Source organism: Variovorax sp. GW821-FHT10C12, assembly GCF_059415405.1.
Genome location: NZ_JBWKNE010000007.1, coordinates 278,432 through 300,636, shown reverse-complemented (window position 1 = coordinate 300,636; position 22,205 = coordinate 278,432). Strand labels below are relative to the sequence as shown.

Below are 22,205 nucleotides of genomic sequence, written 5' to 3'. Positions count from 1 at the left end.
CACGACCGTGCGGCGCTTTCGCTACGTGGCCGGCTGAACCGGCGCGCCCGGCGTGACCGATTGCGCAGTGCCGGTCACAGGTGTATGCGCCGCGGCCGAGGTTCCGCAGGCATGGCAGAACTTGGAGAACGCGCTCTTGCGCGTGCTGCAGTGGCCGCAGTGGTCGAACAGGCCGATGCCGCAGTGCGGGCAGAAGTCGATCTCGTTGTTCTTCAGGTCGACCGGCCGCTCGCAGCCGGGGCACACGCTCTTGGCCAGGCGGGCCAGCGCGACGTCGTAGCTCAGCTCTTCGCGGCGCACCTGGTCGGGCTGCTGCTCGGCGAGCTTCTGGCGCGCCAGGTAGCGGTTGAGCGCCACGATGGCGTAGCGCCCCACCAGCACCGTGAGCACGATGCCCACCACGTAGCGCACGTAGCCGCCGTAGCTCGGCAGGTAGGGCACCAGCTCGACGAAGAAGGCAAACAGAGCGAAGAAGATGAAGCCCCACACGAAGGGCCAGTAGGTGCTCTTGCGCTTCTTCACGAACAGCCAGCCGGCCACCAGCAGCAGCGGCAGGGTCAGCGCGAGCCGGTAGCCGAACACGCGCAGTTCGACGCGGCGGTACTCGGCGTCCAGGCGCTGCTGTGCGTCGTGCTCCAGCACGCCCAATGCCGCGCGCGCACGCTGTTCGGCCTGGCGCGCGTCGAGTGCGATCTGGCGCTGCGCGTCGGCCTTGCGCTGCGCCGCGTCTTCCTTCTGCTTGAAGGCGTCGAGCGCCTTGGTGCGCGCGATGAGCTCGGTGTCCTGGTCGGGCTGCGCGGTGGCGCGGCGCGTGGCGATCCAGTTGCCGAAGGTCTCGCGCGCGTTGGCGCTGGCCTGCTGCGCGGTGTTGAGCTGCAGCTGCGCCTGGTCGAGGTCGCGCGCGGCCTGCAGCTCGGCGGCCTCCGAGGCCTTGATGGTGGCGCGCAGCGGCTCGGCCGCCGGCTTGTCGATGAAGTCGTCGAGCACGCGCACGCGCTCGACCTGCGGCAGGTCGCCCACGATCGTGCTGCCCAGCCCGATCAGGAAGCTCGCGAACACGAACGCCACCAGCCAGAGGCCGCGGCGGAACCACTTCTCGGACAGGCGCAGAGATTTGCTCATGGTCTTTCCTTCTTTCCTTTGTTCTTCGTTGCGCTGCTTCGCTCAGAGCTTGAGTGTGACCGGCGGCGCGCCCAGGCCCGCGCGCGGCAGCCAGCTGAACACCGAGTCGACGGTCACGGTCTCGATGCGGTCCGAAAACCGCTTCTCGTTCGGATGATCGTCGAAAGCGATGTTGGCCGAGCCCACGCGCCCGCCCAGGCGGGTCAGCGGGCCGAGGTTCAGCGTGGTGGGCTCGTAGCCCTTGAACTGCAGCCAGGCCTGCGCCTGCGCGCGGGTGCCGATGGTGGCGGGTTCCATCGCGGCGGCCAGGGTCTCGATGGCCCACTGGTTCGACTGCTGGTACTTCTGGCCCCAGGCGTAGCTCACGATGCTGTAGGGCGCCACGTTCAGGCGCACGAGGCGCGCATCGGGCTCGCGCAGCGCGGCCATCAGCTGCGCCTGCACGGCCGGCGTGGGCACGGACCAGGCGGCCTCGTAGCGCCACAGGTCGTCGAGGAAGAACTCGCCCAGCCCCTGCCGGTAGACCGCGGCCACCGCCGTGCCGCAGTGGTTGAGCTTGTGCACCACGCGCCACGGGCCCTCGTCGGTCTTGTACGCGATGCCCAGGTGCGAATAGCGCAGGCCGTACTTGCTCAGGTCCTGGCCGGCGCGCGCCAGGATGACCACGCGCGCGCCGCTCGCGTCGAGCTGCTGCGAGGTGCGCTCGGCCAGCTGCATGCCCTTGACGATCAGCGCCGGCGTCGGCCTGACCTGTTCGCACGAGCGGCCGGCATTCGCCTGCAAGGGCAGCACCGCTGCGACGGCGAACGCCAGCAGCAGCGCGGGGCGCAGGGCGGGTTTCACGACAGTCTTTCGTTGTGGAGCAGTGCGCGGCCGACCGCGTTGGGCACGAAGGCCAGCACCTCGCCCGCGGCCGAGAGCACGACGCCCGTGCCGATCACGCTCACGACCACGGCCGTGCCGGCGACCGCCGACACGCCACGGGTGGCGCGCCCCATCACCTTGACGCTGGCGCGGGCGCCGTCCGAGGCGCGTTCGAGCAGATAGACGGTGCCGTCGACCGAGGCCTCGACCGCGATCACGGTGAGCACCGAGCCGCCCACCGACAGCGCCGCGGGCACGGCGACCACCGCGGTGGCCGAGGCGCCGACGACCGAAGCAGCACCGACCACCGAGGCCACGGGCAGCAGCGACAGCGCGGCCGAGGCCTCGCTCTGGGCCCGTGCAGGCAGCGGCGTCGCGACACCCGCGAACGCGGCGCAGGCGGCGAAGGCCAGGGCGGCCATCGACCGCGCCAGGGCGGTCTTGCGCGAAGCCGGCTGGCTGCGCTGGACGATCGAAACGGTGGGGGATGAGAGGGGTTGCATGAAGGCCTCGCGGCGCAGTGAAGGTGAGCGAATGATGGTTCGCCTTCACGCCGCGGGGCTCGAATACTTCAACCAGTTGCGATCCTGGCGTCCCTCAGTATCCCGAAGAGATACTTTGGGGTGGGCGCCTCAGGAGGCCAGCAGGCCGGCCACGCGCTGGCGCAGCGTCTCGGGCTGCACCTCCTGCGGCGCCACAGGGTGGCCCACGCGCAGGCCCACGCGGCTGAAGAAGCCGCGGCGGAAGGGCTTGGCCATGGCCACGCGCTCGCCACCGCGCAGCTCGATGCGGCTGAAGTACGAGCCCCAGAGGTTGGTCAGCGCCATCGGAACCACGGGCGGCTCGATGCCTTCGGCGCGCGCGCCTTCGAGGATCTTCATCACGCCGCCCTTGAAGGGCTGCAGCTCGCCGTCGCGCGTGATCGCCCCTTCGGGGAAGATGCCCAGCAGATCGCCCTCGCGCAGCACGCCGATGGCCTTGGCAAAGGCCGCCTCGTACGCGGCCGGGTCTTCCTTCTGCGGCGCGATCGGAATGGCCTTGGCCAGCTTGAACAGCCAGCCGAGCACTGGCACCTTGAAGATGCGGTGGTCCATGATGAAGCGGATCGGGCGCGGGCTCGCGGCCATCAGCAGCACCGCGTCGATGAAGCTCACGTGGTTGCACACCAGCACGGCGGCGCCCTCGGTGGGAATGTGCTGGTCGTCCTTGATGTCGAAGCGGTAGACGAAGCGCGACAGCACCCAGGCCACGAAGCGCAGCAGGTACTCGGGCACCAGCATGAAGATGTAGAACGCCACCACCGCGTTGGCGATGCCGGTGAACAGGAAGATCTGCGGAATGGTGAAGCCCGCGCCCAGCAGCGCACCCGCCAGCACCGAGCTGCCGATCATGAAGAGCGCGTTGAGGATGTTGTTCGCCGCGATGATCCGCGCGCGGTGCGTGGGCTGGCTGCGCAGCTGGATCAGCGCGTACATCGGCACGCTGTACAGGCCCGCGAAGAGCGACAGCAGCGCGAGGTCGGCCATCACGCGCCAGTGCGCGGCCTGGTGGACGAAAGCGCCCAGGCCCATGCCGGCCGAAGGCGGCAAGGCGCGCGAGGCAAAGTACAGGTCGATGGCGAACACGCTCATGCCGATGGCGCCCAGCGGCACGAGGCCGATCTCCACCTGCCGGCGGCTCAGCGTCTCGCACAGCAGCGAGCCCACGCCGATGCCCACCGAGAACACCACCAGCAGCAGCGAGGCCACCTGCTCGTCGCCGTGCAGCACTTCCTTCGCGAAGCTGGGGAACTGGCTCAGGAACACCGCGCCGAAGAACCACATCCACGAGATGCCCAGCAGCGAGCGGAACACCACGATGTTCTCGCGCGCCAGCATCAGGTTGCGCCAGGTTTCGCTGAAGGGGTTCCAGTTGATCGACAGGCCCGGGTCGGTGGCCGGCGCGGGCGGAATGGCCTGCGCCACGCCGCGCCCCACCAGCGCCAGCAGCAGGCAGGCCACGGCCACCGTGGTGTGGCCGATCTGCGGCATCGCCACCAGCAGCCCGCCCGCCACCTGGCCCAGCAGGATGGCGACGAAGGTGCCCATCTCGACCATGCCGTTGCCGCCCGTGAGCTCGCGAGAGTCGAGCACCTGCGGCAGGTAGGCGAACTTGACCGGCCCGAACAGCGTGGAGTGCAGCCCCATGAGGAACACGCAGCCCAGCAGCACCACCGCGTCGGCGCGCACGAAGCCCCAGGCGGCGATCACCATGATCACGATCTCGAGGTTCTTGACGAAGCGGATCATCTTCGTCTTGTCGAACTTGTCGGTCAGCTGCCCGGCCGTGGCCGAGAACAGCAGGAAGGGCAGGATGAACAGCGCACCGATCACCAGCCCCGCCATCGCCGGCGGCATCCAGCTCAGTTGCAGCTGGTAGGTCACCATGACGGTGAAGGCGAACTTGAAGAGGTTGTCGTTCGCGGCGCCCGCGAACTGGGTCCAGAAGAAGGGCGCGAAGCGCCGCTGGCCGAGCAGGGCGAACTGGTTCGCGTGGGCGTTGGGCTCATGCACCACGGGTGCGGGCGCGGCGGCGGCGGGGGTTGTCATGCGATGCAATCTCCTCTTTGTCTTCTACCGCTGCGCCACCGGCGTTCCGGTGGTCAGGCCGTGTCACACCGCAATCGCGGCAGGGTCGGGATTGTGCCGCAGCAGCGTCGCGCGCCAGCCCTTTTCGAGGCGGTACAGCGCCATCAGCACGGGCAGGCCGGCCAGCGCCGCCACCAGGTGCTTGAGCGTGTGGCCCGACACGAGGTGGCCGGTGGCTTCGTAGATGGCGTGGTCGCCCAGCTCGCAAATCTTGGCCAGCACATAGAACGCGATCACCCAGCCCAGCTTGAGCCCGACCGCGCCGCGCATCGGCGTGGTCAGCGCCAGCGTGAGCACCAGCCCCATGCCGCCGAACTGCACCAGCGCCCAGGGCAGCACGTTGCCGGTTTCCTGGCAGACCTCGGCCGCCAGCAGGCCGGCCGTGAGCACGAACCAGGCGGCCGGCCAGCCGGCGCGCTGGCTGACGCGCTCGCAGACGGCGATGCCGATCAGGCCCGCGAAGGCCACGGCCATGCCGGCGCGGTCGGCGGCAAGGCGGGGCGCGTCGGGCATCAGGTGATAGAAGGCCGAGCCCGCGGCGGTGGCGATCAGGCCGGCGAAGAACAGCCAGGCGCAGTCCAGCGTGTTGTCCGGCGGGTCGTTGGCGGGCGGCGCCAGCGGGAACCCGGCCAGCGCCTCCTGGTGCGAGCGGTCGATGCGGTTGAGCCGGTACAGCCCCAGGCAGCCGATGGCCAGGAACGGCAGGTTGCTCAGCACGTCCATCGCGTTGGGCAGGTGAAACAGCGGCCGGTTGTCGGCGAACACGGACGCGATCGCCACGTCGGCGGCCGGCAGCGCCGGGCCGAAGAAGGCGACGAGCAGGAGCAGCGCGAAGGTGAACAACAGTCCGCGTTCGCGGCGTGTCAGAGTGGGCAGAAGCATGGCGTTCCTCGGTGGGGGTGGTGGCTGGCGGGTGGAATTTAGTTGCCAGCCCTCCCCCAGGCATCGAGAATCGATACGAGGCACTATTTCACTCCCTTCGGTATCCTTTTCCAATACCTTCAACCCGCACTGCCCCTTACATGAGTACCACCGTCGACCTGGTCCAGGCCCTCAAGAACGAACTCAAAAGCGCCCGCATGACGTATGCCGACCTGGCCCGGTCGCTGGACATGGCGGAGTCCAGCGTCAAGCGCATGCTGGCCAAGAGCGACATGCCGCTGTCGCGCGTCGACGCGATCTGCCGCGCCCTGAAGATCGATTTCGCCGAGCTGGCGCGGCGCGTGGCCGACGCCCAGCCGCTGCTGAAGGAGCTGACCCACGAGCAGGAAAAGGCCGTGGTCAAGGACAAGAAGCTGCTGCTGGTGGCGATCAGCGTGCTGAGCCAGTGGACGCTGGAGCAGATCGTGGCGTCGTACCGGATCACCGAGCCCGAATGCATCGGCTGCCTGGCGCAGCTGGACCGCATCGGCATCATCGAGCTGCGCCCGCTCAACCGGTATCGCCTGAAGCTCGCGAAAACCTTCCGCTGGCGCCCGCACGGCCCGGTGATGGAGTTCTTCCGCGAGAACGTGGTGCTCGACTACTACAAGGGCGGCTTCGACGGCCCGGCCGAAGGCCTGCTGCTGGTGCACGGCTCGATCAGCCGGTCGCTGGCACCGGCCTTCCTGGAGCGCTTGCAGCGCGTGGCGCAAGACTTTGCGCAGCAGCACCAGACCGACCAGAAGCTGTCGGCGAAGGACCGCGAGGGCTACACCCTGCTGCTGGGCATGCGCAATTGGGAGTTCGAGGCGTTCACCCGCCTGCGCAGAAACTAAGGCTTGGCAGCTTCCAATGCGTCGCGCGTGGTGCGCGCCGCGTTCTTCGCCGCGTCGGCGAAGTCTTCGCCCGACGAGGCGTAAATGATCGCCCGCGACGAGTTCACGATGATCGGCGCGTCGGCGCGCCAGCCGGCGCGCACGGTGGCGACCGCGTCGCCGCCCTGGGCTCCGACGCCCGGGATCAAGAGCGGCACCGTCGGCGCGAGTTCGCGCACGCGCTCGATCTCGGCCGGGTAGGTCGCGCCCACCACGAGGCCGAGCTGGCCGTTGAGGTTCCACGGGCCCTGCGCCAGGCGGGCGACGTGCTCGTACAGGAAAGGTTGGCCTTCGACGCTGGCCAGGCGCTGGCCCTGCAGGTCGGAACCGCCGGGGTTGCTGGTACGGCACAGCAGGAAGGCGCCCTTGCCTTCGTACTGGAGGTAGGGCGCGACCGAGTCGAAGCCCATGAAGGGCGACAGGGTCACGGCGTCGGCGCCGTAGCGCTCGAAGGCTTCGAGCGCGTACTGCTCGGCGGTGGAGCCGATGTCGCCGCGCTTGGCGTCCAGGATGGTGGGCACATGGGGCGCGTTGCGGCGCATGTGCTCCATCAGGCGTTCGAGCTGGTCTTCGGCGCGGTGGGCCGCGAAGTAGGCGATCTGGGGCTTGAAGGCAATGACCAGGTCGGCCGTCGCGTCGACGATGCGCGCGCAGAAGTCATAGATGCGGCTGGCGTCGCCCTTGTACGCCCCCGGGAATTTGGCGGGCTCCGGGTCGAGGCCCACGCAGAGCAGCGAGCCGTTGGTTTGCTGTGCAGCGGCCAGCTTGTCGAGGAAAGTCATGGGGCCCGATTTTACGGACCCCGCCCGCCGGCCTCAGGCCGAAGGGGTGGCCTGCTCTGCGGCCAGGCACAGGTCGGCCCAGGCGCGCGCCTTGTCGGCCGGGTTGCGCAGCAGGTAGGCGGGGTGGTAGGTGGCGACCACCGGCACGCCGTTCGCCGACGCCAGCGGCACGGCACGACCGCGCAGCTTGCCCAGCGGATCGCGGCTTTGCATCAGGCTCTGCGCGGCCAGCGGGCCCATCGCCAGCACGACGCAGGGCGCCAGCGCCGCCGCGTGGGCGTCGAAGGCGGCGTCGATCGGCTGCGGGCTGCCGGGCTGGCCGGCGGCCACGCCGCGGTGCGTGCGCATCAGGTGCACGGGCGTGCGGCCGTCGTGCAGCTTCAGCGCGCGCAGCATGTTGTCGAGCAGGCGGCCGGCGTCGCCCGCGAAGGGCTCGCCGTGGCGGCCATCGGCCTCGGGCGGCATGTCGGCGACGACCAGCCAGCCGCCCTGCACCGGCGCCGCGGCGTCGGCCTTGTCGGCGTACAGGCGGCAGGGTGCTTCGACCAGCACGGCGGCGCCTTGCGCCACGGGCGGTGCTGCGACGGGACGCGGGGCCGGCGCGGCCACGGGGCGGGCGACGGGTGCCGGTGCCGGGCGTGGCGAGGGCGACGGCGGGGGCGCGTCGTAGGACTGGTCGCGATCGTCGAGCTCCAGCGGCGGACCTTCGGGCATGTCGGGCATGCCGGAATCAGCGGCCACGGGGACCTCCGGCTCGGCTTCGACTTCGATCTCGGGTTCCGGCGGCACGGGCCACCAGACCTTCACGCCCATCTCGTCGAGCATGGCGCGCTGGCGCGCGTCCAGGCGCAGGGTGTGGACCGCGGTGTCCGTCATCGCAAAGCTCCCCAGGCGGAGCCTGTTTCGTTGAGGCGCATGCTCATGACGACCGCGTCTTCACGCTTGCCGTCGAACGCCGGGTAATAGCCCTTGCGCACGCCGACGCTGCGAAAGCCCTGCCGCAGGTAGATGTCGAGCGCGCGCCGGTTGCTTTCGCGCACCTCGAGCCACAGCCACAGCGCGCCCTCGCCGCGCGACCAGCCGGCCAGCGCTTCGAGCATGAGCGGCGCCCAGCCCTGGCGCTGGAAAGCCGGCGCCACGGTGATGTTGAGCAGGTGCACCTCGTCCACGCCCTTCATGGCGACGAAGTAGCCGATCAGCGTTTCGCCCAGGCTGGTGCAGGGCGACTCGACACCCGGCGCCACGCCGGGCGCCAGCAGGCACTGGCAGTGGTAGCCCACGGCCATCGAATCGGTGAAGTTGGCGCGCGTCCAGGGGTGCGTGTAGGCCGTCTGCTCGACCGCGCACACGGCATCGATCCGCTCGACGGTGAGCGGTTCAAGACGGGCTTCGACGGACTGGAGGACGGCGCTCATGCGGGGTTCGGCGGAACGGCAGCGGCAGCAGCCTTGATGGCGGCGCGTTCCTCGGTGGTTTGCGCCACTTTATCGCGAACATAGAGCGGCCAGGCCTGCGCGGCGGGCACGGTGCGTCCGGCCGCGAGCAGCGCGGGCGCCAGGCGCAGCATGGCGGCGGCCGTGGGCAGCACCTCGTGGCGGGCCGTGGCGTTCGCCAGGCGCGGGCCGTAAGCGGTGAAGGCATTGCCGGCGAGCGCCCAGCCGGCCGGCACCTCGAGCGCCTCGGGGGCGAGCAGCAGCGGCTCGGGGTCGCCGCCGAACGGGCCGGCGGCGGCGAAGTCGTAGTGCGCGGCGTAGAGCTGGTCCATGCGCGCGTCGAGCACGGCCACCACGCGCTGCGCGCCGAAGGCATGGCGCGCCTCGTCGGCCACGGCCAGCAGGGTGTCGACCGGCAGCAGCGGCACCTTGGCGCCGAAGGCCAGGCCCTGCGCCACCGAGCAGGCGGTGCGCAGGCCGGTGAAGGAGCCCGGGCCGCGCCCGAAGACGATGGCGTCGAGCTCGGCGAGCGCAAGCCCCGCGTCGGCGAGCAGCTCGCGGATCAGCGGCAGCAGCGTGCTCGACGCCTGCGCGCCGCCCACGCCGCTGTGCGCCAGCACGCGGTCGCCGTGGCGCACCGCGACCGACAGGTGCTCGGTGCTCGTGTCGAAGGCCAGCAGCTTGTCAGACATTCGGACGCCCCATTCCCGCCGGGCACGGCGTCGGGCAGACCGGCGCCGGCGCGGCCACGCGCACGGCCGCGGCCTTGCGCACGCCGAACAGGATGCCGGCCGTCACCAGCGCAAGGCCGGCAACCAGGCTCCAGTGCATCGGCTCGCCCAGCCACAGCACCGCGCCGAAGGCCGACAGGCCTGGCACCAGCGCCGTGATCATGGTGGTGCGCACGGGGCCGAAGTGCTGGATCATTTTGGTGAAGGTGATGCCCGAGATCACCACCGAGCCCACGCCCTGGAAGGCCATCTGGAATGCGACCTCGCCCCACGGCGCGCTGCCGATGTGGCTCACGACCGCGCCCGAGGCCACCAGCAAGGTGTAGACCGGCACGTAGGTCATCAAGGCGAACACGGTGATGGCGATGGTCGCGCGCACGGCGTCCAGGCCGTGGCGGCGCGCCACCACGCTGTAGCAGGCCCAGCAGAAGGCGGCGCCCATGAACATCAGGTCGCCCTTCCAGACCTCGCCGCCCTCGAAGGCGTGCAGCAGGCTGCGCCCGCCGACCACGAGGTCGCCCGCGACGATCATCGCCAGGCCGATGGCGCGCGTGGGCGTGATGCGGTCGCGCAGCACCAGCGCGGCCAGCAGCGTGGTCCACAGCGGCAGGCTGCCGGGCATCAGCACGGCCGCATGGCCGGCCGGTGCGAAGAAGAAGCCGCTGTAGGCGATGAGGGCGTAGGCCACGCCGCCGAAAATGCCGGCGGTGGCCGTCACGCGCAGCGACAGCGGCGACAGGCCGAAGAACGAGGACACCGCGCCGCGGTGCTTCGTCGCCAGCCACGCGCCCCACGGCACCAGCACCAGGCTGGCGCCGCAGACGCGCGCAAAGGCCAGGTCGAAGGGCGTGAGCGAGCGCGCAGCCGAGGCGCGCGCGATGAGGATGAAGGCGGTCCAGACCACGACGGTGACCACGGCCGCGCCGATGCCGAGCATGCGGGGAGACAGGAGGGGCGGGGAGGTCTGCGGGGGCGCGGCGGGCATCCCGCCATTATCGAGGGCAGGCCCCGGCCGCGCAGGGGCGGGGCGAATCAGCCGGCCTCGTCGGCGCGCAGGATCGCCAGCCCCGCCGCGCGCAGCGGCGCCAGCGCCTGCTCGGGGGCCTGCGGCGCCACCAGCAGCTGCGTCGCGTCCGCCAGCGGGCTGACCACCCAGGCCGACGCGGCCCCGAGCTTTTCGGACGAAGCCAGCACGACGGTTTCGGCCGCCGCGGCCATCAGCGCGCGCTTGATCTCGGCCTCCTCCGCGTCGCCCGTGGTCAGGCCCGCCTCGGCGTGCACGCCGGTGGCGCCCATGAAATACGTGTCGGCGTGGATGCGCGAAATGGCCGCCATGGCCGCCGCGCCGACCGCCACCATCGAATGCCGGAAGAGGCGCCCGCCGATCAGCACCACCTCGATGCCGGTGTGCGCCGCCAGCTCGACCGCCACCGACGGGCTGTGCGTGACCACCGTGGCCTGCAGCGCGAGCGGCAGGTGGCGCGCCAGCTGCACGGCCGTGGTGCCGCCGTCGATGAACACCACCTGCCCCGGCTTCACGAGGCGCGCGGCGGCGCGGCCGATGGCCACTTTTTCGTCGGGCGCGAGCTGCTGGCGCCCGCTGAAGTCGGCCTCGGCCGCCGCGACCGGCAGCGCGCCGCCGTGCACGCGCTGCAGCAGCCCTTCGGCCGCGAGCTCGCGCAGGTCGCGGCGGATGGTGTCTTCGGACAAGGCCAGTTCCTCGCTGAGCGCCTTGGCGACGACCTGGCCGTCGCGCCGCAGGACCGAGAGGATGTGTTGCTTGCGCGGTCGGGTGAGCATGGGCCGATGGTAACGTGTTTGCACGTTATTGCACGAACCTTCTTGATATTGCACGAATTCGGTTCTATGCTCGCCGCCATGACCATCCACGACCGCGTCCGGGTGCACGAAGTCACCCTCCTGTCCGACAACTGGTACACGCTGCGCACCACCGCCTTCGACTGGCGGCGCAACGACGGCGAGTGGCAGCGCATGCACCGCGAGACCTACGACCGCGGCAACGGCGCCACGCTGCTGCCCTATCACCTGGGCCAGCGCACGGTGCTGCTCACGCGGCAGTTCCGCTACCCGGCCTTCGTCAACGGCCACGACGACCTGCTGATCGAGGCGGCCGCGGGCCTGCTGGACAACGCCGCGCCCGAGGAACGCATCCGCGCCGAGGTGGAAGAAGAACTGGGCTACCGGCTCGGCACCGTGCAGAAGGTGTTCGAGAGCTTCATGAGCCCGGGTTCGGTGACCGAGAAGCTGCACTTCTTCGTCGCGCCCTACGAGGCCTCGATGCGCGTCGGCGCGGGCGGCGGGCTGGCGGAGGAGGGCGAGGACATCGAGGTGCTCGAGCTGGGCATCGACGAGGCGCTGGCCATGGTGGCCGACGGCCGCATCGCCGACGCCAAGACGATCATGCTGCTGTACCACGCGAAGCTGCACGTGTTCCCGCCGGGATAATCCGCGGATGCCTTTTGCCTCCCGCCGTGCGCAGACCTTCGCGCTGACCCTCGCCCTGCTGGCCCCGGCCGGCGCCCTCGCCCAGCAAGCCCTTCCGCCCCAGGTCGATGCCGCCCTCGCGCGCGCCAAGGTGTCGCGCGAGGCCGTGACCCTGCTCGTGGCCGATGCCGACGCGGGCCGCGCGCCGCGCCTGGCCTGGCGCTCGCAGGTGCCGGTGAACCCGGCCTCGATCATGAAGCTGGTGACCACCTACGCGGCGCTCGACCTGCTCGGCCCGGCCTACAGCTGGAACACGCCGGTCTACGTCGAGGGCTCGGTGGCCAACGGCGTGCTCAACGGCAACCTCTACATCAAGGGCCAGGGCGATCCCAAGCTGGTGCTCGAACGCGTGTGGCTGTTGCTGCGCCATGTGCAGGGCCTGGGCATCACCACCGTGAGCGGCGACATCGTGATCGACCGCAGCGCCTTCGAGACCACGGTCGAGAACGACCCGGCCGCCTTCGACGGCGAGCCGCTGCGCCCCTACAACGCCTCGCCCGATGCGCTGCTGGTGAACTTCAAGTCGGTCAACATGACCTTCGCGCCCGACCGCGCGGGCCAGTTCGCGCGCGTGAGCTACGAGCCCCCGCTGGCCAGCGTGGCGATGCCGCCCACCGTGCCGCTGGCGCCCGGCGAATGCGGCGACTGGCGCGGCGCGCTCAAGCCCGACTTCAGCGACGTGAACCGCATCCGCTTCAACGGCGGCTTTCCCACCGGCTGCGGCGAGAAGAGCTGGGCCGTGGCCTACGCCGATCCGCGCACCTACAGCCTGCGCGCCATCGGCGGCATGTGGGCCGAGATGGGCGGGCGCGTGGGCGGCCAGATGCGCGAGGGCCGCGTGCCCGCGGGCCTGAAGCCGGCCTTCGACTTCGAGTCTCCGCCGCTCGCAGAAGTGGTGCGCGACATCAACAAGTACAGCAACAACGTGATGGCGCAGCAGGTGTTCCTCACGCTGGGCCTCACGCAGAAGCAGCGCGGCACCTTCGAGGCCTCGCGCAGCGCGCTGGGCCAGTGGTGGCGCGAGCGCATCGGCACCGGCGAGGCGTCGCCGGTGTTCGAGAACGGCTCGGGCCTGTCGCGCGACGAGCGCATCAGCGCCGCCGCGCTCGGCAAGATGCTGCAGGTGGCGTGGCGCTCGCCCGTGATGCCCGAACTGGTGGCCTCGCTGCCCGCGATGGGCGTGGACGGCACGCTGAAGCGGCGCACGCTGCGCTCGGGCGGCGCGGCCCACCTGAAGACCGGCACGCTGCGCGACGCCTCGGGCGTGGCCGGCTACGTGCACGGCGCGAGCGGCCGGCGCTACGTGCTGGTGGCCATCGCCAACGGCGAGAACGCCGGTGCCGCGCGCGCCGCCTTCGACGCGCTGATCGACTGGACCGCGCAGGACCAGTGACTCGGACGGGGCCCGAGGCGCCCCGCTACTGAATAGGTTCTGCTCGCAAACGCTGCTTGCGCGCGGCCATGGCGCTGCCCAGAATCGGACGCTCGTTCGTTTTCGATACAACTCCAGGAGACGCGCCTTGACCTTGCAGCACCCACGGCATTCACAGCCCTCGTCCTTCCCGGCCCGCCGGGTCACCGCCGCGGCGACGCTCGCCGGCGCCACGTTGCTGCTCGCCGCCTGCGGCGGGGGCGGCGGCGGCGGTGGGGGCGGCATCGGCTTTCCGCCGCCGGGCGGCGGCAGCGACACCGGGCGCGGCACGGTCGTCACCAGCCCGCCCGAGCAGGGCACCAAGCTCACGGCCGACCAGTTCAGGGCCAGCCTGCAGGCCTCCGACCAGGGCAAGGCGCTGCTGCAGGTCACCGGCGCGCCCAAGTGCGGCGTCGACATGCGCTACCTCGAGTACCGCACCGTCGGCGGCAAGAACGAAGCCACCAACGCCACCGCCGCGATCATGGTGCCCTCGGGTTCCGACGTCGCCTGCAGCGGCGCGCGCCCCGTGGTGCTGTACGCGCACGGCACCACGCCGGCGCGCAACTACAACCTCGCCAAGTGGACCGACACCACCCAGCCGGCCGCCGGCGAGGGCCTGATGGTGGCCGCCATGTTCGCGGCGCAGGGCTACATCGTGGTGGCGCCCAACTACGCGGGCTACGACAAGTCGACGCTGCCCTACCACCCGTACCTCAACGGCGAGCAGCAGGGCAAGGACATGGTCGATGCGCTCACCGCGGCGCGCAAGACCTTCTCGGACATCGGCGCGAACGACGCCGGCTCGTTGTTCATCACCGGCTATTCGCAGGGCGGCTACGTGGCGATGGCCGCGCACCGCGAGATGCAGGCCACCGGCAAGACCGTGACGGCCTCGGCCCCGCTGGCCGCGCCTTCGGCCATCAGCCTCTTGACCGACTACACCTACCTGGGCTGGCCAGCGCTGGGCTCGACCCTGTTCGTGCCGCTGCTGTCGACCAGCTGGCAGCAGCAGTTCGGCAACGTCTACACCAGCACCAGCGACGTCTACGAAGCGCAGTACGCCACCGGCATCGACACGCTGCTGCCCACCCTCTCGCCGGGCACGCTGTTCTCCAGCGGCAAGCTGCCGCAGCTGGCGCTGTTCCCGGCCGACGGCAAGCCGGGCCCGGTGAGCCCCGAGCTGGCGATCTTCTATGGGGCCAACAACCTCATCAAGCAGAGCTTCCTCACGCAGGCGGCCACCGACATCCAGTCGAACCCCTGCCCCGGCAACGCACTGCCGGCCACGGCCGCGTCGCTGAGTTCGGCCTCGCCGCTGGACTGCAAGCCGTCCACGGGCTTCCGCAAGGCAGCCATCGCCAACGACCTGCGCAACTGGGTGCCGACCAAGCCGATGCTGCTGTGCAGCGGCGCGAACGACCCGACCGTGAACTTCCTGAGCACCCGCGCCACGGCCGGCTACTTCCGCGCCAAGGGCATGCCGGCCGCCGCGCTCGCGGTGGTCGACCTGGAAGACCGCGGCGCCACCGACAGCTATTCGGCGGCACGCGCCGGCTTCGCGCAGGCCAAGGACCTGCTGACGCAGAGCACGCCGGGCAGCGCCGCCGACAAGGCACGCGCCGTGACCGCGGCCTACCACGGCACGCTGGCGCCGCCGTTCTGCCTGGCGGCAGCGCGCGGGTTCTTCCAGGGGGTGTTGGCGGCCGGGGGCTGAGCCCCGCGGCAGCCTGAGAGGCGTTGATCAGGCCGCTGCAGCGCGCTGCAAGCGGTCCTTGACGCCTTCCCACTCGGGCGTGTCGGGCGGCGTCTCGACCCAGATCAGCTTCACGCCCTGCGCGTCGAACTCGCGCAGCACCGCGAACAGCTGCTGCGCGGTGGCGGCGGCGTCGTCGGGCATGCGCCGCAGCAGCACGCGCTGCGAGCGGCTGCGCACGTTGCTGCGCGTCCACACGGCGATGTGCGCGGCGTTGGCGCCGAGCACGTCGAGGCCGGTCTGAATGGCCTTGGGGTCCATCAGCCGCACCTTGGCGTCGGGCGCGTAGTGCGCCTCCAGCGTGCCCGAGGCGCGCGGGTCGGGGGTGTCGAGCACCTCGCGGTCGCGCAGCGGCTCGCCGACGGCGGCTTCGATCTGGTCGCGCGTGATGAGGCCCGGGCGCAGCAGCACGGGCGCGCCCCGGCTGCAGTCGACGATGGTCGATTCGATGCCCACCTCGCAGGCACCGCCGTCGATCACCAGCAGCGCGTCGCCGAACTCGTCGTGCACGTGCTGCGCCGTGGTCGGGCTGACGCGGCCGAAGCGGTTGGCGCTGGGCCCCGCCAGGCCGGGCACGCCCTGCTCGGCGCAGGCTTCGAGCAGCGCCTGCGCCACCGGGTGCGCGGGGCAGCGCAGGCCGATGGTGTCCTGCCCGCCGGCCGCCGCCGTGCCCACGCCGGGCTGGCGCGTGACGATCAGCGTGAGCGGGCCGGGCCAGAAGGCCTGCACGAGCTTCTGCGCGAAAGGCGGCAGCGGCTGGGCGAAGCGCGACAGCGCCTGCGCGCCCTTGGCGCCCGCCGCCACGTGGACGATCAGCGGATGGTCGGCCGGCCGGCCCTTGGCCGCGAAGATGCCGGCAACGGCGGTGTCGCTGCTGGCGTCGGCACCCAGGCCGTAGACGGTCTCGGTCGGGAAGGCGACCAGCCCGCCCGCGCGCAACACGCGCGCGGCCTCGGCGATGGCGTCGGGAGCGTGGCCGTCGAGGATCATGCGAGCGCCGGCAGGCCCAGCAGCAGCGCGGCCTGCGAGGCGTTGGCGCGCACGCTCTCGAGCGTGGCGCCGGTGAGGGTCAGGTGGCCCATCTTGCGGCCGCGGCGCGGCGCCATCTTGCCGTACAGGTGCAGATGGACGCCGGGCACGGCAAGCACTTCGCTCCAGCGCGGCGACACCGGCTTGCCGTCGGCCGCGCCGTCCGGAAACCACAGGTCGCCCAGCAGGTTGAGCATGACGGCGGGGCTGTGCTGGCGCGGCGCGGTCAGCGGCAGGCCGGCGAGGGTGCGCACCTGCAGCTCGAACTGCGACACGTCGCAGGCTTCCATCGTGTAGTGGCCGCTGTTGTGCGGGCGCGGTGCCATTTCGTTCACCACCAGCGAGCCGTCGGCCAGCGCGAAGAACTCGACGCACAGCACGCCCACGTAATCCAGGCCGCTGGCGATGCTCTTGGCGGAATTGACCGCGCCCTGCGCCACGGTCTTGGGCATGTTCTGCGGGTGCACCTCGGTCACGGCGAGGATGCCGTCGCGGTGCAGGTTGCGCTGCGGCGGGAAATGCACGATCTGGCCGTCGCGGCCGCGCGCCAGGATCACCGAGCACTCGAACTCGAGCGGCAGCATCTTTTCGAGCACGCAGGGCACGCAGCCGGCGGCCTGCCAGGCCTCGACCAGCTCGGCGCGCGTCTTCACGCGCTGCTGGCCCTTGCCGTCGTAGCCCAGGCGGGCGGTCTTGAGGATGCCGGGCAGCAGCTGGTCATCAACGGCGGCCAGTTGCTCCGCGGTCTCGATGACGGCATAGGGCGCGCAGGGCACGCCGCAGCGCGTGAAGTGCGCCTTCTCGGCGATGCGGTCCTGCGCGATGGCGATGGCCGAGGCGGCGGGCGACACCGGCCGCGCCACCGCCAGGTGCTCCAGCGAGGGCGCGGGCACGTTCTCGAACTCGGTGGTCACCGCGTCGGCCAGGCCGGCGAGGCGGGCCAGACCGTCGACGTCGGCGTAGTCGGTGTGGATGTGGTGATGGCTCACGCGGCCGGCGGGGCTGTCGGCGTCGGGGTCGAGCACCGCGGTGAAGTAGCCCATGCGCTGGGCCGCGTGCGCGAACATGCGCCCGAGCTGGCCGCCGCCGAGCACGCCGAGCGTGGCGCCCGGGAGGATGGGCAGGTCACCCGAATGGCCGGTGCTCACAGCGCACCCCCGCCTTGCGGCGAGAAGGGCGACACCGCCGCGCCCGTTTCGGGCGGCGGCAGCACCATGGCCTCCGCGGCGGCGGTCTGGGCCGTGCGGAAGGCATCGAGTTGGGCGCGCAGCGCCGGGTTGTTCACCGCCAGCATCGCCACCGCGAACAGCGCCGCGTTGGCCGCGCCGGCGGTGCCGATGGCAAAGGTGGCCACGGGCACGCCCTTGGGCATCTGCACGATGCTGTAGAGGGAATCGACGCCCTGCAGGTGGCGGCTGGCCACCGGCACGCCGAGCACCGGCACCGTGGTTTTCGACGCCAGCATGCCCGGCAGGTGGGCCGCGCCGCCCGCCCCGGCGATGATCGCGGTGAGCCCGCGCCCGGCGGCGCTTTCGGCGTACGCGAACAGCGCATCGGGCATCCGGTGGGCCGAGACCACCTTCGCTTCGTGGCTGATTCCGAATTGCTGGAGAATCTCGACCGCGTGGCGCATCGTCTCCCAATCGGAGTTCGAGCCCATCACTACACCGACCTGAATGGTTTCGTTCATGGTTTCAATTTTACGTTTCACCTCCAGCTGTTCCCGATGATCGACATCACTCTCGAAAATTTCCAGGCCGAGCTGATCGAAGGCTCGGTCGCCACGCCGGTGCTGCTGGACATCTGGGCCGAATGGTGCGGCCCCTGTAAACAGCTCGGCCCGGTGCTCGAAAAGCTCGAAACCGAGTACGCCGGCCGCTTCACGCTGGCCAAGCTGGACGCCGACAAGGTGCCGCAGATTTCGTCGCAGCTGTCCGAGATGTTCGGCGTGCGCAGCATCCCGTTCTGCGTGATGTTCAAGGACGGCCAGCCGGTGGACGGCTTCGTGGGCGCCATTCCCGCCGAGAAGATCCGCGAGTTCCTCGACAAGCACGTGCCGGGCGCGGAGGAAGCCGAGGCGGCGTCGGAAGGCGCCGCCGCGCAGGAAGCGCTGGCCGAGGGCGACACCCTGGGCGCGCTCGAGAAGCTGCAGCACGCCGTGGCCACCGACCCGGCCAACGACGACGCGCGCTTCGACTACATCAAGCTGCTGTTGCAGGAAGGCCGCATCGACGACGCCAAGGTCGCCTTTGCGCCGGTGATCGCCAAGACCACGCTGGTGCGCCGCTTCGACTCGCTGCAGCGCTGGATGGATGCGATCGACTTCGCCGCCCCCGTGACCGGCGCCGCGCCGACTTTGGGCGATTTCGACGACAAGATTGCCGTCAACAAGCGCGACTTCGACGCCCGTTTCAACCGCGCCCGCCTGCTGATGGCCGCCCAGCGCTGGACCGACGCGATGGACGAGCTGCTCGACATCCTCATGCGCGACAAGAGCTGGAGCGAAGACCTCGCGCGCAAGACCTACATCGCGATCCTCGACGTGATCGAGCCGCCGAAGGTGAAGGTCGCCGACGGGCAGATTCCGCCGGACGATCCGGTGGTGGCCACGTACCGCCGCCGCCTGAGCAGCGTGGTGTTGAGCTGAACGGCTGAACGACGCATTGCGCCTTTCAGTGCGCAATTGAACAAGAAAGCGACCTGTGGGTCGCTTTTTTATTGCCGCCACCGCCCCATATAGATAGCATTGCTACTCAATTTCCGATAAAAGCGCACTGTAATGCTCCAACTGACCGAAGAACTCGAAAAAGCCCGCAAGGCCGGCGGCCTGAGCCAGGAGGCGCTGGCCACGCGCGCCGGGCTGTCGCGCATGACGGTGCAGCGCATCGAAAGCGGCCAGATCGATCCGCGCCTGTCGACGCTGCTCGAAATGGCGCGCGTGCTGGGGCTCGAGCTGATGCCCGTGCCCGCCAGCCTGCGCCCGCAACTCGAAGACTTCGTGCGCTCGGGCGGGCGCCTGCTCGGCCAGCCGGCGGGCGTGGGCGCGCCGCCGTCCATCGCGCAGAGCCTGGCCGACGAGAACCGGTGAGGCGGTGAGCACGCGCGCCGCCTTCAACACGGGCATCCGCTACCTGCGGATGCACCTGCACCTGCCCGGTGGCGGGCGGCGCGCCATCGGTTACCTCTCGCAGTACGGCGACATCCTGCGCGTGTCCTTCGACGAGGCCTACATCGCCGACCCGGGCCGCCCCACGCTCTCACTGGCCTACCGCGGCGCGGACGAGGCGGCCACGCGCGCCATCCTCGCCTCGGCGCGCGACACCCGCGTCTCGCGCAGCGATGGCCGCTGGCCCAGCTACTTCCAGAACCTGCTGCCTGAGGGCCACAACCGCGAGCGCTTGGCGCAGCAGCGCGGCTGCGCGGCCGACGACGAGTTCGAGCTGCTGGCCGCCGCCGGGCACGACCTGATGGGCGCGCTCGAGGTCGAGCCCGTGCCCACGTCCGAGGGCATTCCCGACACCGTGCGCCACTGGCACACGGCGCTGGGGCTCGACGTGCTCGAACCCGGCTTCGTCGAGATGCCGGTGGAAGACGCCGCCGCCATCCCCGGCGTGGTGACCAAGTTCTCGGCGGTGCAGGACGGGCGGCGCTACGTGGTCAAGCGCCACGGCGCGGCGGGCTCGTTCATCCTCAAGCTGCCGAGCACGCGCCACCCCGACCTGGTCGCCAACGAATACACCGGCTACCGCCTGTGCGGCGCGCTCGGCCTCGACTGCGCGCAGGCCCACGTGATCGACCGGGCCGACGCCGACCTGCCCGAGCAGGTGCCCTTCGCGCAGATCCTGGCGGTGCGCCGCTTCGACCGCACGCCCGAGGGCGGGCGCATCCACATGGAAGAGTTCGCGCAGGTGCTGCAGTACGAACCGCGCCAGAAGTACGGCCGCGGGCTGGCCACCGACTGGCCCGCCATGCTGCGCGTGCTCGACCGCCTGTCGCCGAACCCGGTGGCCGACGTGCGCGAGTGCGTGCGCCGCCTCGTGGCCTTCATCCTGCTGGGCAACAGCGACGCGCACCTGAAGAACTGGGCGCTGCGCTACCCCGACGGCGTGGCGCCAGTGCTCGCGCCGCTGTACGACCCGGTCTGCGTGGCCGCCTTCTTCGAGGACGTGCCGGCGCGCGACTACGGCGTCAACCGCGCCATCGACGCCACGCTGCGTGCCTTCGACGGGCCGGCGCTGGAGGCGCTGCTGCGCGCGGCCGGATTGCTGCGGCCGGCCCGTTTGATGGCCATCGCGCGCGACACCGTGCGCCAGGCCCAGGCCGAGTGGCCCGCGCTGCTGGCGCAGGACGGCACGCCGGCCAGCGTGCGCCGCTGCGTCGAGGCGCGCCTCGCGAGCGGCGTGGCCCTCGCCAGCCTCGCGGCCTGAAGAAGCCCGGATGCGCCATCGGGCCTGTCTTCGCACCGGCCACGGCGTCGCATACGATGGCGCCGGTTTTAACTTGTTGCAGATTGAAAAGGAAAATTGGCCATGCGTTCCTTCGCCCGCCGTCCCGCGCTCCCCGCCATTGCATCGGCCGCGCTGCTGCTGACCGCCCTGACCGGTTGCGGCAGCGGCATCAGCCTCGACGAGCCGATCGAAGGGCCGGTGTGGCGCCTGGTGCAGCTGGGCGACGAGCCCATCGCGCCGGGCGGCGATGCCCAGTTGCAGTTCGACCGCAACAGCGGACGGGTGAGCGGGTCGGGCGGCTGCAACCGCGTCACGGGATCATTCACGCGCGCGGGCGTGTCGCTCAAGCTCGGCCAGATGGCCGCGACCCGCATGGCCTGCGCGGACCCGGTGCGCGGCGCCAACGAGGCGCAGTTCCTGTCGGCGCTGCAGAACACGACCAGCTACCGGCTGGCGCCGGGGCGGCTCGCGCTGCTCGATGGCAGCGGCCGCACGGTCGCGCTGCTCAGCAGCGGCAACAGGTAGGAACTCCCCCAGGCTTCGCGCACTTCGTGTCGCTACGCCAACCCCCTCACCGGGGGCGACACCTGCGGCCCGGCGAAGCCGGTTCCGCGGTGTCTCGCGAAAGGCTCACTCCCCTTGATGCATCGGGGGCGTGCACAGCGCCGTGAGCTATGGGGAAAGAGCGACCTGAATCAGGTCAGCCATGGGTGAGGCGGTCCAGCGCCTCACGGTACTTGGCGGCCGTCTTCTCGATGACTTCGGCCGGCAGGCGCGGCGCCGGGGGCGTCTTGTCCCAGGGCTTGCCGTTGATCTTGGTGGCTTCGAGCCAGTCGCGCACGAACTGCTTGTCGTAGCTCGGCGGGTTGGTGCCGGCGGCCAGCGCGGCCTCGTAGCCCTCGACCGGCCAGTAGCGCGAGCTGTCGGGCGTGAGCACCTCGTCCATCAGCACCAGCGTGTCGTTCTCGTCCAGGCCGAACTCGAACTTGGTGTCGGCAATGATCATCCCCTTGGCCAGCGCGATCTGGGCCGCCGCCTCGTAGATGGCGATGCTGACCTCGCGGATCTGCTGGGCCAGCTTGGGGCCGACGACCTCGACCACGCGCTCGTAGCTGATGTTCTCGTCGTGCTCGCCGGCCGCGGCCTTGGCTGCGGGCGTGAAGATCGGGCGCGGCAGCTTGCTCGCGTTGGTCAGGCCCTCGGGCAGCGGCACACCGCAGACCGCGCGGTTGTCCTGGTATTCCTTCCAGCCGCTGCCGGCCAGGTAGCCGCGCACCACGGCTTCGACCGGGATCGGGCGCAGGCGCTTGACCAGCATCGAGCGGCCCGTGACCTGCGCCACCTCGTCGGGCTGCACCACGCTCTCGGGCGCCTCGCCCGTCAGGTGGTTGGGGCACAGCGCGCCCAGGCGGTCGAACCACCACAGCGCCATCTTGGTGAGGATCTCGCCCTTGCCCGGGATGGGCTCGCCCATGATCACGTCGAAGGCGCTGAGCCGGTCGCTCGCGACCATCAGGATGCGGTCTTCGCCGACGGCGTAGTTGTCGCGCACCTTGCCGCGCGCAAGCAGGGGCAGGCTCTGGATGGAAGAGGTGTGAACGGTGGTCATGGACGGATGCTCGGCTGGGAAACGGTGACGGGAAAAGCGGATTGTGCGCGCAGAAAAAAGCCACCGCGAGCGGTGGCCTGCGGCGCGCAGTC

At 70.8% G+C, this 22,205-nt stretch carries 23 protein-coding genes; 8 read left to right on the top strand and 15 right to left on the bottom strand.

The window, feature by feature from the left end; all coding sequences use genetic code 11:
* Positions 1-21: 21 nt before the first annotated feature.
* From AC07OH_RS26095 to AC07OH_RS26075, 5 genes are all read right to left on the bottom strand, one after another.
* Positions 22-1,122: a serine endopeptidase gene (locus tag AC07OH_RS26095; protein WP_070063203.1), complete on the bottom strand. Its 1,101-nt coding sequence runs from the start codon at positions 1,120-1,122 to the stop codon at positions 22-24.
* A 42-nt stretch (positions 1,123-1,164) separates the two neighbouring features.
* Positions 1,165-1,965 (bottom strand): DUF2145 domain-containing protein, encoded by an 801-nt coding sequence (locus tag AC07OH_RS26090; RefSeq protein WP_495302643.1) that lies wholly within the window; start codon positions 1,963-1,965, stop codon positions 1,165-1,167.
* On the bottom strand, positions 1,962-2,408 hold the full coding sequence (locus AC07OH_RS26085) for a hypothetical protein (protein WP_495302659.1): 447 nt from the start codon (positions 2,406-2,408) through the stop codon (positions 1,962-1,964). Before AC07OH_RS26085 ends, AC07OH_RS26090 begins: the two co-directional genes overlap by 4 nt.
* A gap of 210 nt (positions 2,409-2,618) precedes the next feature.
* Positions 2,619-4,574 (bottom strand): MFS transporter, encoded by a 1,956-nt coding sequence (locus AC07OH_RS26080; protein ID WP_495302642.1) that lies wholly within the window; start codon positions 4,572-4,574, stop codon positions 2,619-2,621.
* Positions 4,575-4,637: 63 nt separating this feature from the next.
* Positions 4,638-5,495 carry a hypothetical protein gene (locus AC07OH_RS26075; protein WP_495302641.1) on the bottom strand — a complete coding sequence of 286 codons (858 nt, stop codon included), beginning with the start codon at positions 5,493-5,495 and terminating at the stop codon, positions 4,638-4,640.
* Between the two features lie 140 nt (positions 5,496-5,635).
* Here AC07OH_RS26075 and AC07OH_RS26070 point away from each other — a divergent pair, with 140 nt between their 5' ends.
* Positions 5,636-6,370 carry a helix-turn-helix domain-containing protein gene (locus tag AC07OH_RS26070; RefSeq protein ID WP_099793925.1) on the top strand — a complete coding sequence of 245 codons (735 nt, stop codon included), beginning with the start codon at positions 5,636-5,638 and terminating at the stop codon, positions 6,368-6,370.
* On the opposite strand, the gene pyrF is transcribed toward AC07OH_RS26070, so the two are convergent.
* The 6 genes from pyrF to AC07OH_RS26040 are packed head-to-tail and all read right to left on the bottom strand — an operon-like array spanning position 6,367 to position 11,155.
* Positions 6,367-7,191 carry an orotidine-5'-phosphate decarboxylase gene (pyrF, locus tag AC07OH_RS26065; RefSeq protein ID WP_062477481.1) on the bottom strand — a complete coding sequence of 275 codons (825 nt, stop codon included), beginning with the start codon at positions 7,189-7,191 and terminating at the stop codon, positions 6,367-6,369. The genes AC07OH_RS26070 and pyrF overlap by 4 nt on opposite strands.
* Before the next feature lie 33 nt (positions 7,192-7,224).
* The gene (locus AC07OH_RS26060) at positions 7,225-8,067 is read right to left on the bottom strand and encodes a uracil-DNA glycosylase family protein (protein ID WP_495302640.1); all 843 of its coding nucleotides are present in this window, start codon (positions 8,065-8,067) and stop codon (positions 7,225-7,227) included.
* Entirely contained in the window at positions 8,064-8,606 is a 543-nt protein-coding gene (rimI, locus tag AC07OH_RS26055; RefSeq protein ID WP_062483095.1) for a ribosomal protein S18-alanine N-acetyltransferase, read from the bottom strand. The genes AC07OH_RS26060 and rimI overlap by 4 nt, the downstream gene beginning before the upstream one ends.
* Positions 8,603-9,316 carry a tRNA (adenosine(37)-N6)-threonylcarbamoyltransferase complex dimerization subunit type 1 TsaB gene (tsaB, locus tag AC07OH_RS26050; RefSeq protein ID WP_495302639.1) on the bottom strand — a complete coding sequence of 238 codons (714 nt, stop codon included), beginning with the start codon at positions 9,314-9,316 and terminating at the stop codon, positions 8,603-8,605. Before tsaB ends, rimI begins: the two co-directional genes overlap by 4 nt.
* A complete protein-coding gene (locus AC07OH_RS26045) occupies positions 9,309-10,340 on the bottom strand; it encodes a DMT family transporter (protein WP_495302638.1) in 1,032 nt (343 codons plus the stop codon). The genes tsaB and AC07OH_RS26045 overlap by 8 nt, the downstream gene beginning before the upstream one ends.
* Before the next feature lie 47 nt (positions 10,341-10,387).
* A complete protein-coding gene (locus AC07OH_RS26040; protein ID WP_095950507.1) occupies positions 10,388-11,155 on the bottom strand; it encodes a DeoR/GlpR family DNA-binding transcription regulator in 768 nt (255 codons plus the stop codon).
* Between the two features lie 78 nt (positions 11,156-11,233).
* On the opposite strand from AC07OH_RS26040, the gene AC07OH_RS26035 reads away from it, so the two are divergent.
* From AC07OH_RS26035 to AC07OH_RS26025, 3 genes are all read left to right on the top strand, one after another.
* Positions 11,234-11,821: an NUDIX hydrolase gene (locus tag AC07OH_RS26035; protein ID WP_070063371.1), complete on the top strand. Its 588-nt coding sequence runs from the start codon at positions 11,234-11,236 to the stop codon at positions 11,819-11,821.
* Between the two features lie 7 nt (positions 11,822-11,828).
* Complete coding sequence (gene dacB, locus AC07OH_RS26030; RefSeq protein WP_492682259.1) at positions 11,829-13,253, top strand: D-alanyl-D-alanine carboxypeptidase/D-alanyl-D-alanine endopeptidase; 1,425 nt, start codon at positions 11,829-11,831, stop codon at positions 13,251-13,253.
* Between the two features lie 133 nt (positions 13,254-13,386).
* Positions 13,387-14,988, top strand: coding sequence for an alpha/beta hydrolase family protein (locus AC07OH_RS26025; protein ID WP_495302658.1), 1,602 nt, complete (start codon positions 13,387-13,389; stop codon positions 14,986-14,988).
* A gap of 27 nt (positions 14,989-15,015) precedes the next feature.
* Here AC07OH_RS26025 and AC07OH_RS26020 read toward each other — a convergent pair whose 3' ends face one another.
* From AC07OH_RS26020 to purE, 3 genes are read right to left on the bottom strand one after another with little or no spacing between them, the layout of a single operon-like run.
* Positions 15,016-16,017, bottom strand: a complete 1,002-nt coding sequence (locus tag AC07OH_RS26020) for an L-threonylcarbamoyladenylate synthase (RefSeq protein WP_492737436.1) — start codon at positions 16,015-16,017, stop codon at positions 15,016-15,018.
* The gene (locus tag AC07OH_RS26015) at positions 16,014-17,204 is read right to left on the bottom strand and encodes a 5-(carboxyamino)imidazole ribonucleotide synthase (protein WP_495302637.1); all 1,191 of its coding nucleotides are present in this window, start codon (positions 17,202-17,204) and stop codon (positions 16,014-16,016) included. Before AC07OH_RS26015 ends, AC07OH_RS26020 begins: the two co-directional genes overlap by 4 nt.
* Positions 17,201-17,746, bottom strand: coding sequence for a 5-(carboxyamino)imidazole ribonucleotide mutase (gene purE / locus AC07OH_RS26010; RefSeq protein ID WP_495302636.1), 546 nt, complete (start codon positions 17,744-17,746; stop codon positions 17,201-17,203). The genes AC07OH_RS26015 and purE overlap by 4 nt, the downstream gene beginning before the upstream one ends.
* Before the next feature lie 36 nt (positions 17,747-17,782).
* Between purE and AC07OH_RS26005 the strand changes: the two genes are divergently transcribed.
* The 4 genes from AC07OH_RS26005 to AC07OH_RS25990 all read left to right on the top strand — a co-directional run bounded on the left by AC07OH_RS26005 (position 17,783) and on the right by AC07OH_RS25990 (position 21,029).
* Positions 17,783-18,703: a tetratricopeptide repeat protein gene (locus tag AC07OH_RS26005; RefSeq protein ID WP_495302635.1), complete on the top strand. Its 921-nt coding sequence runs from the start codon at positions 17,783-17,785 to the stop codon at positions 18,701-18,703.
* 132 nt (positions 18,704-18,835) lie between these two features.
* Positions 18,836-19,144, top strand: coding sequence for a helix-turn-helix domain-containing protein (locus tag AC07OH_RS26000; RefSeq protein ID WP_062481916.1), 309 nt, complete (start codon positions 18,836-18,838; stop codon positions 19,142-19,144).
* A gap of 49 nt (positions 19,145-19,193) precedes the next feature.
* The gene (locus AC07OH_RS25995) at positions 19,194-20,483 is read left to right on the top strand and encodes a type II toxin-antitoxin system HipA family toxin (protein ID WP_495302657.1); all 1,290 of its coding nucleotides are present in this window, start codon (positions 19,194-19,196) and stop codon (positions 20,481-20,483) included.
* A 102-nt stretch (positions 20,484-20,585) separates the two neighbouring features.
* The gene (locus AC07OH_RS25990) at positions 20,586-21,029 is read left to right on the top strand and encodes an META domain-containing protein (protein ID WP_495302634.1); all 444 of its coding nucleotides are present in this window, start codon (positions 20,586-20,588) and stop codon (positions 21,027-21,029) included.
* 175 nt (positions 21,030-21,204) lie between these two features.
* Here AC07OH_RS25990 and AC07OH_RS25985 read toward each other — a convergent pair whose 3' ends face one another.
* The gene (locus tag AC07OH_RS25985; RefSeq protein WP_062478299.1) at positions 21,205-22,113 is read right to left on the bottom strand and encodes a phosphoribosylaminoimidazolesuccinocarboxamide synthase; all 909 of its coding nucleotides are present in this window, start codon (positions 22,111-22,113) and stop codon (positions 21,205-21,207) included.
* Positions 22,114-22,205 lie beyond the last annotated feature (92 nt).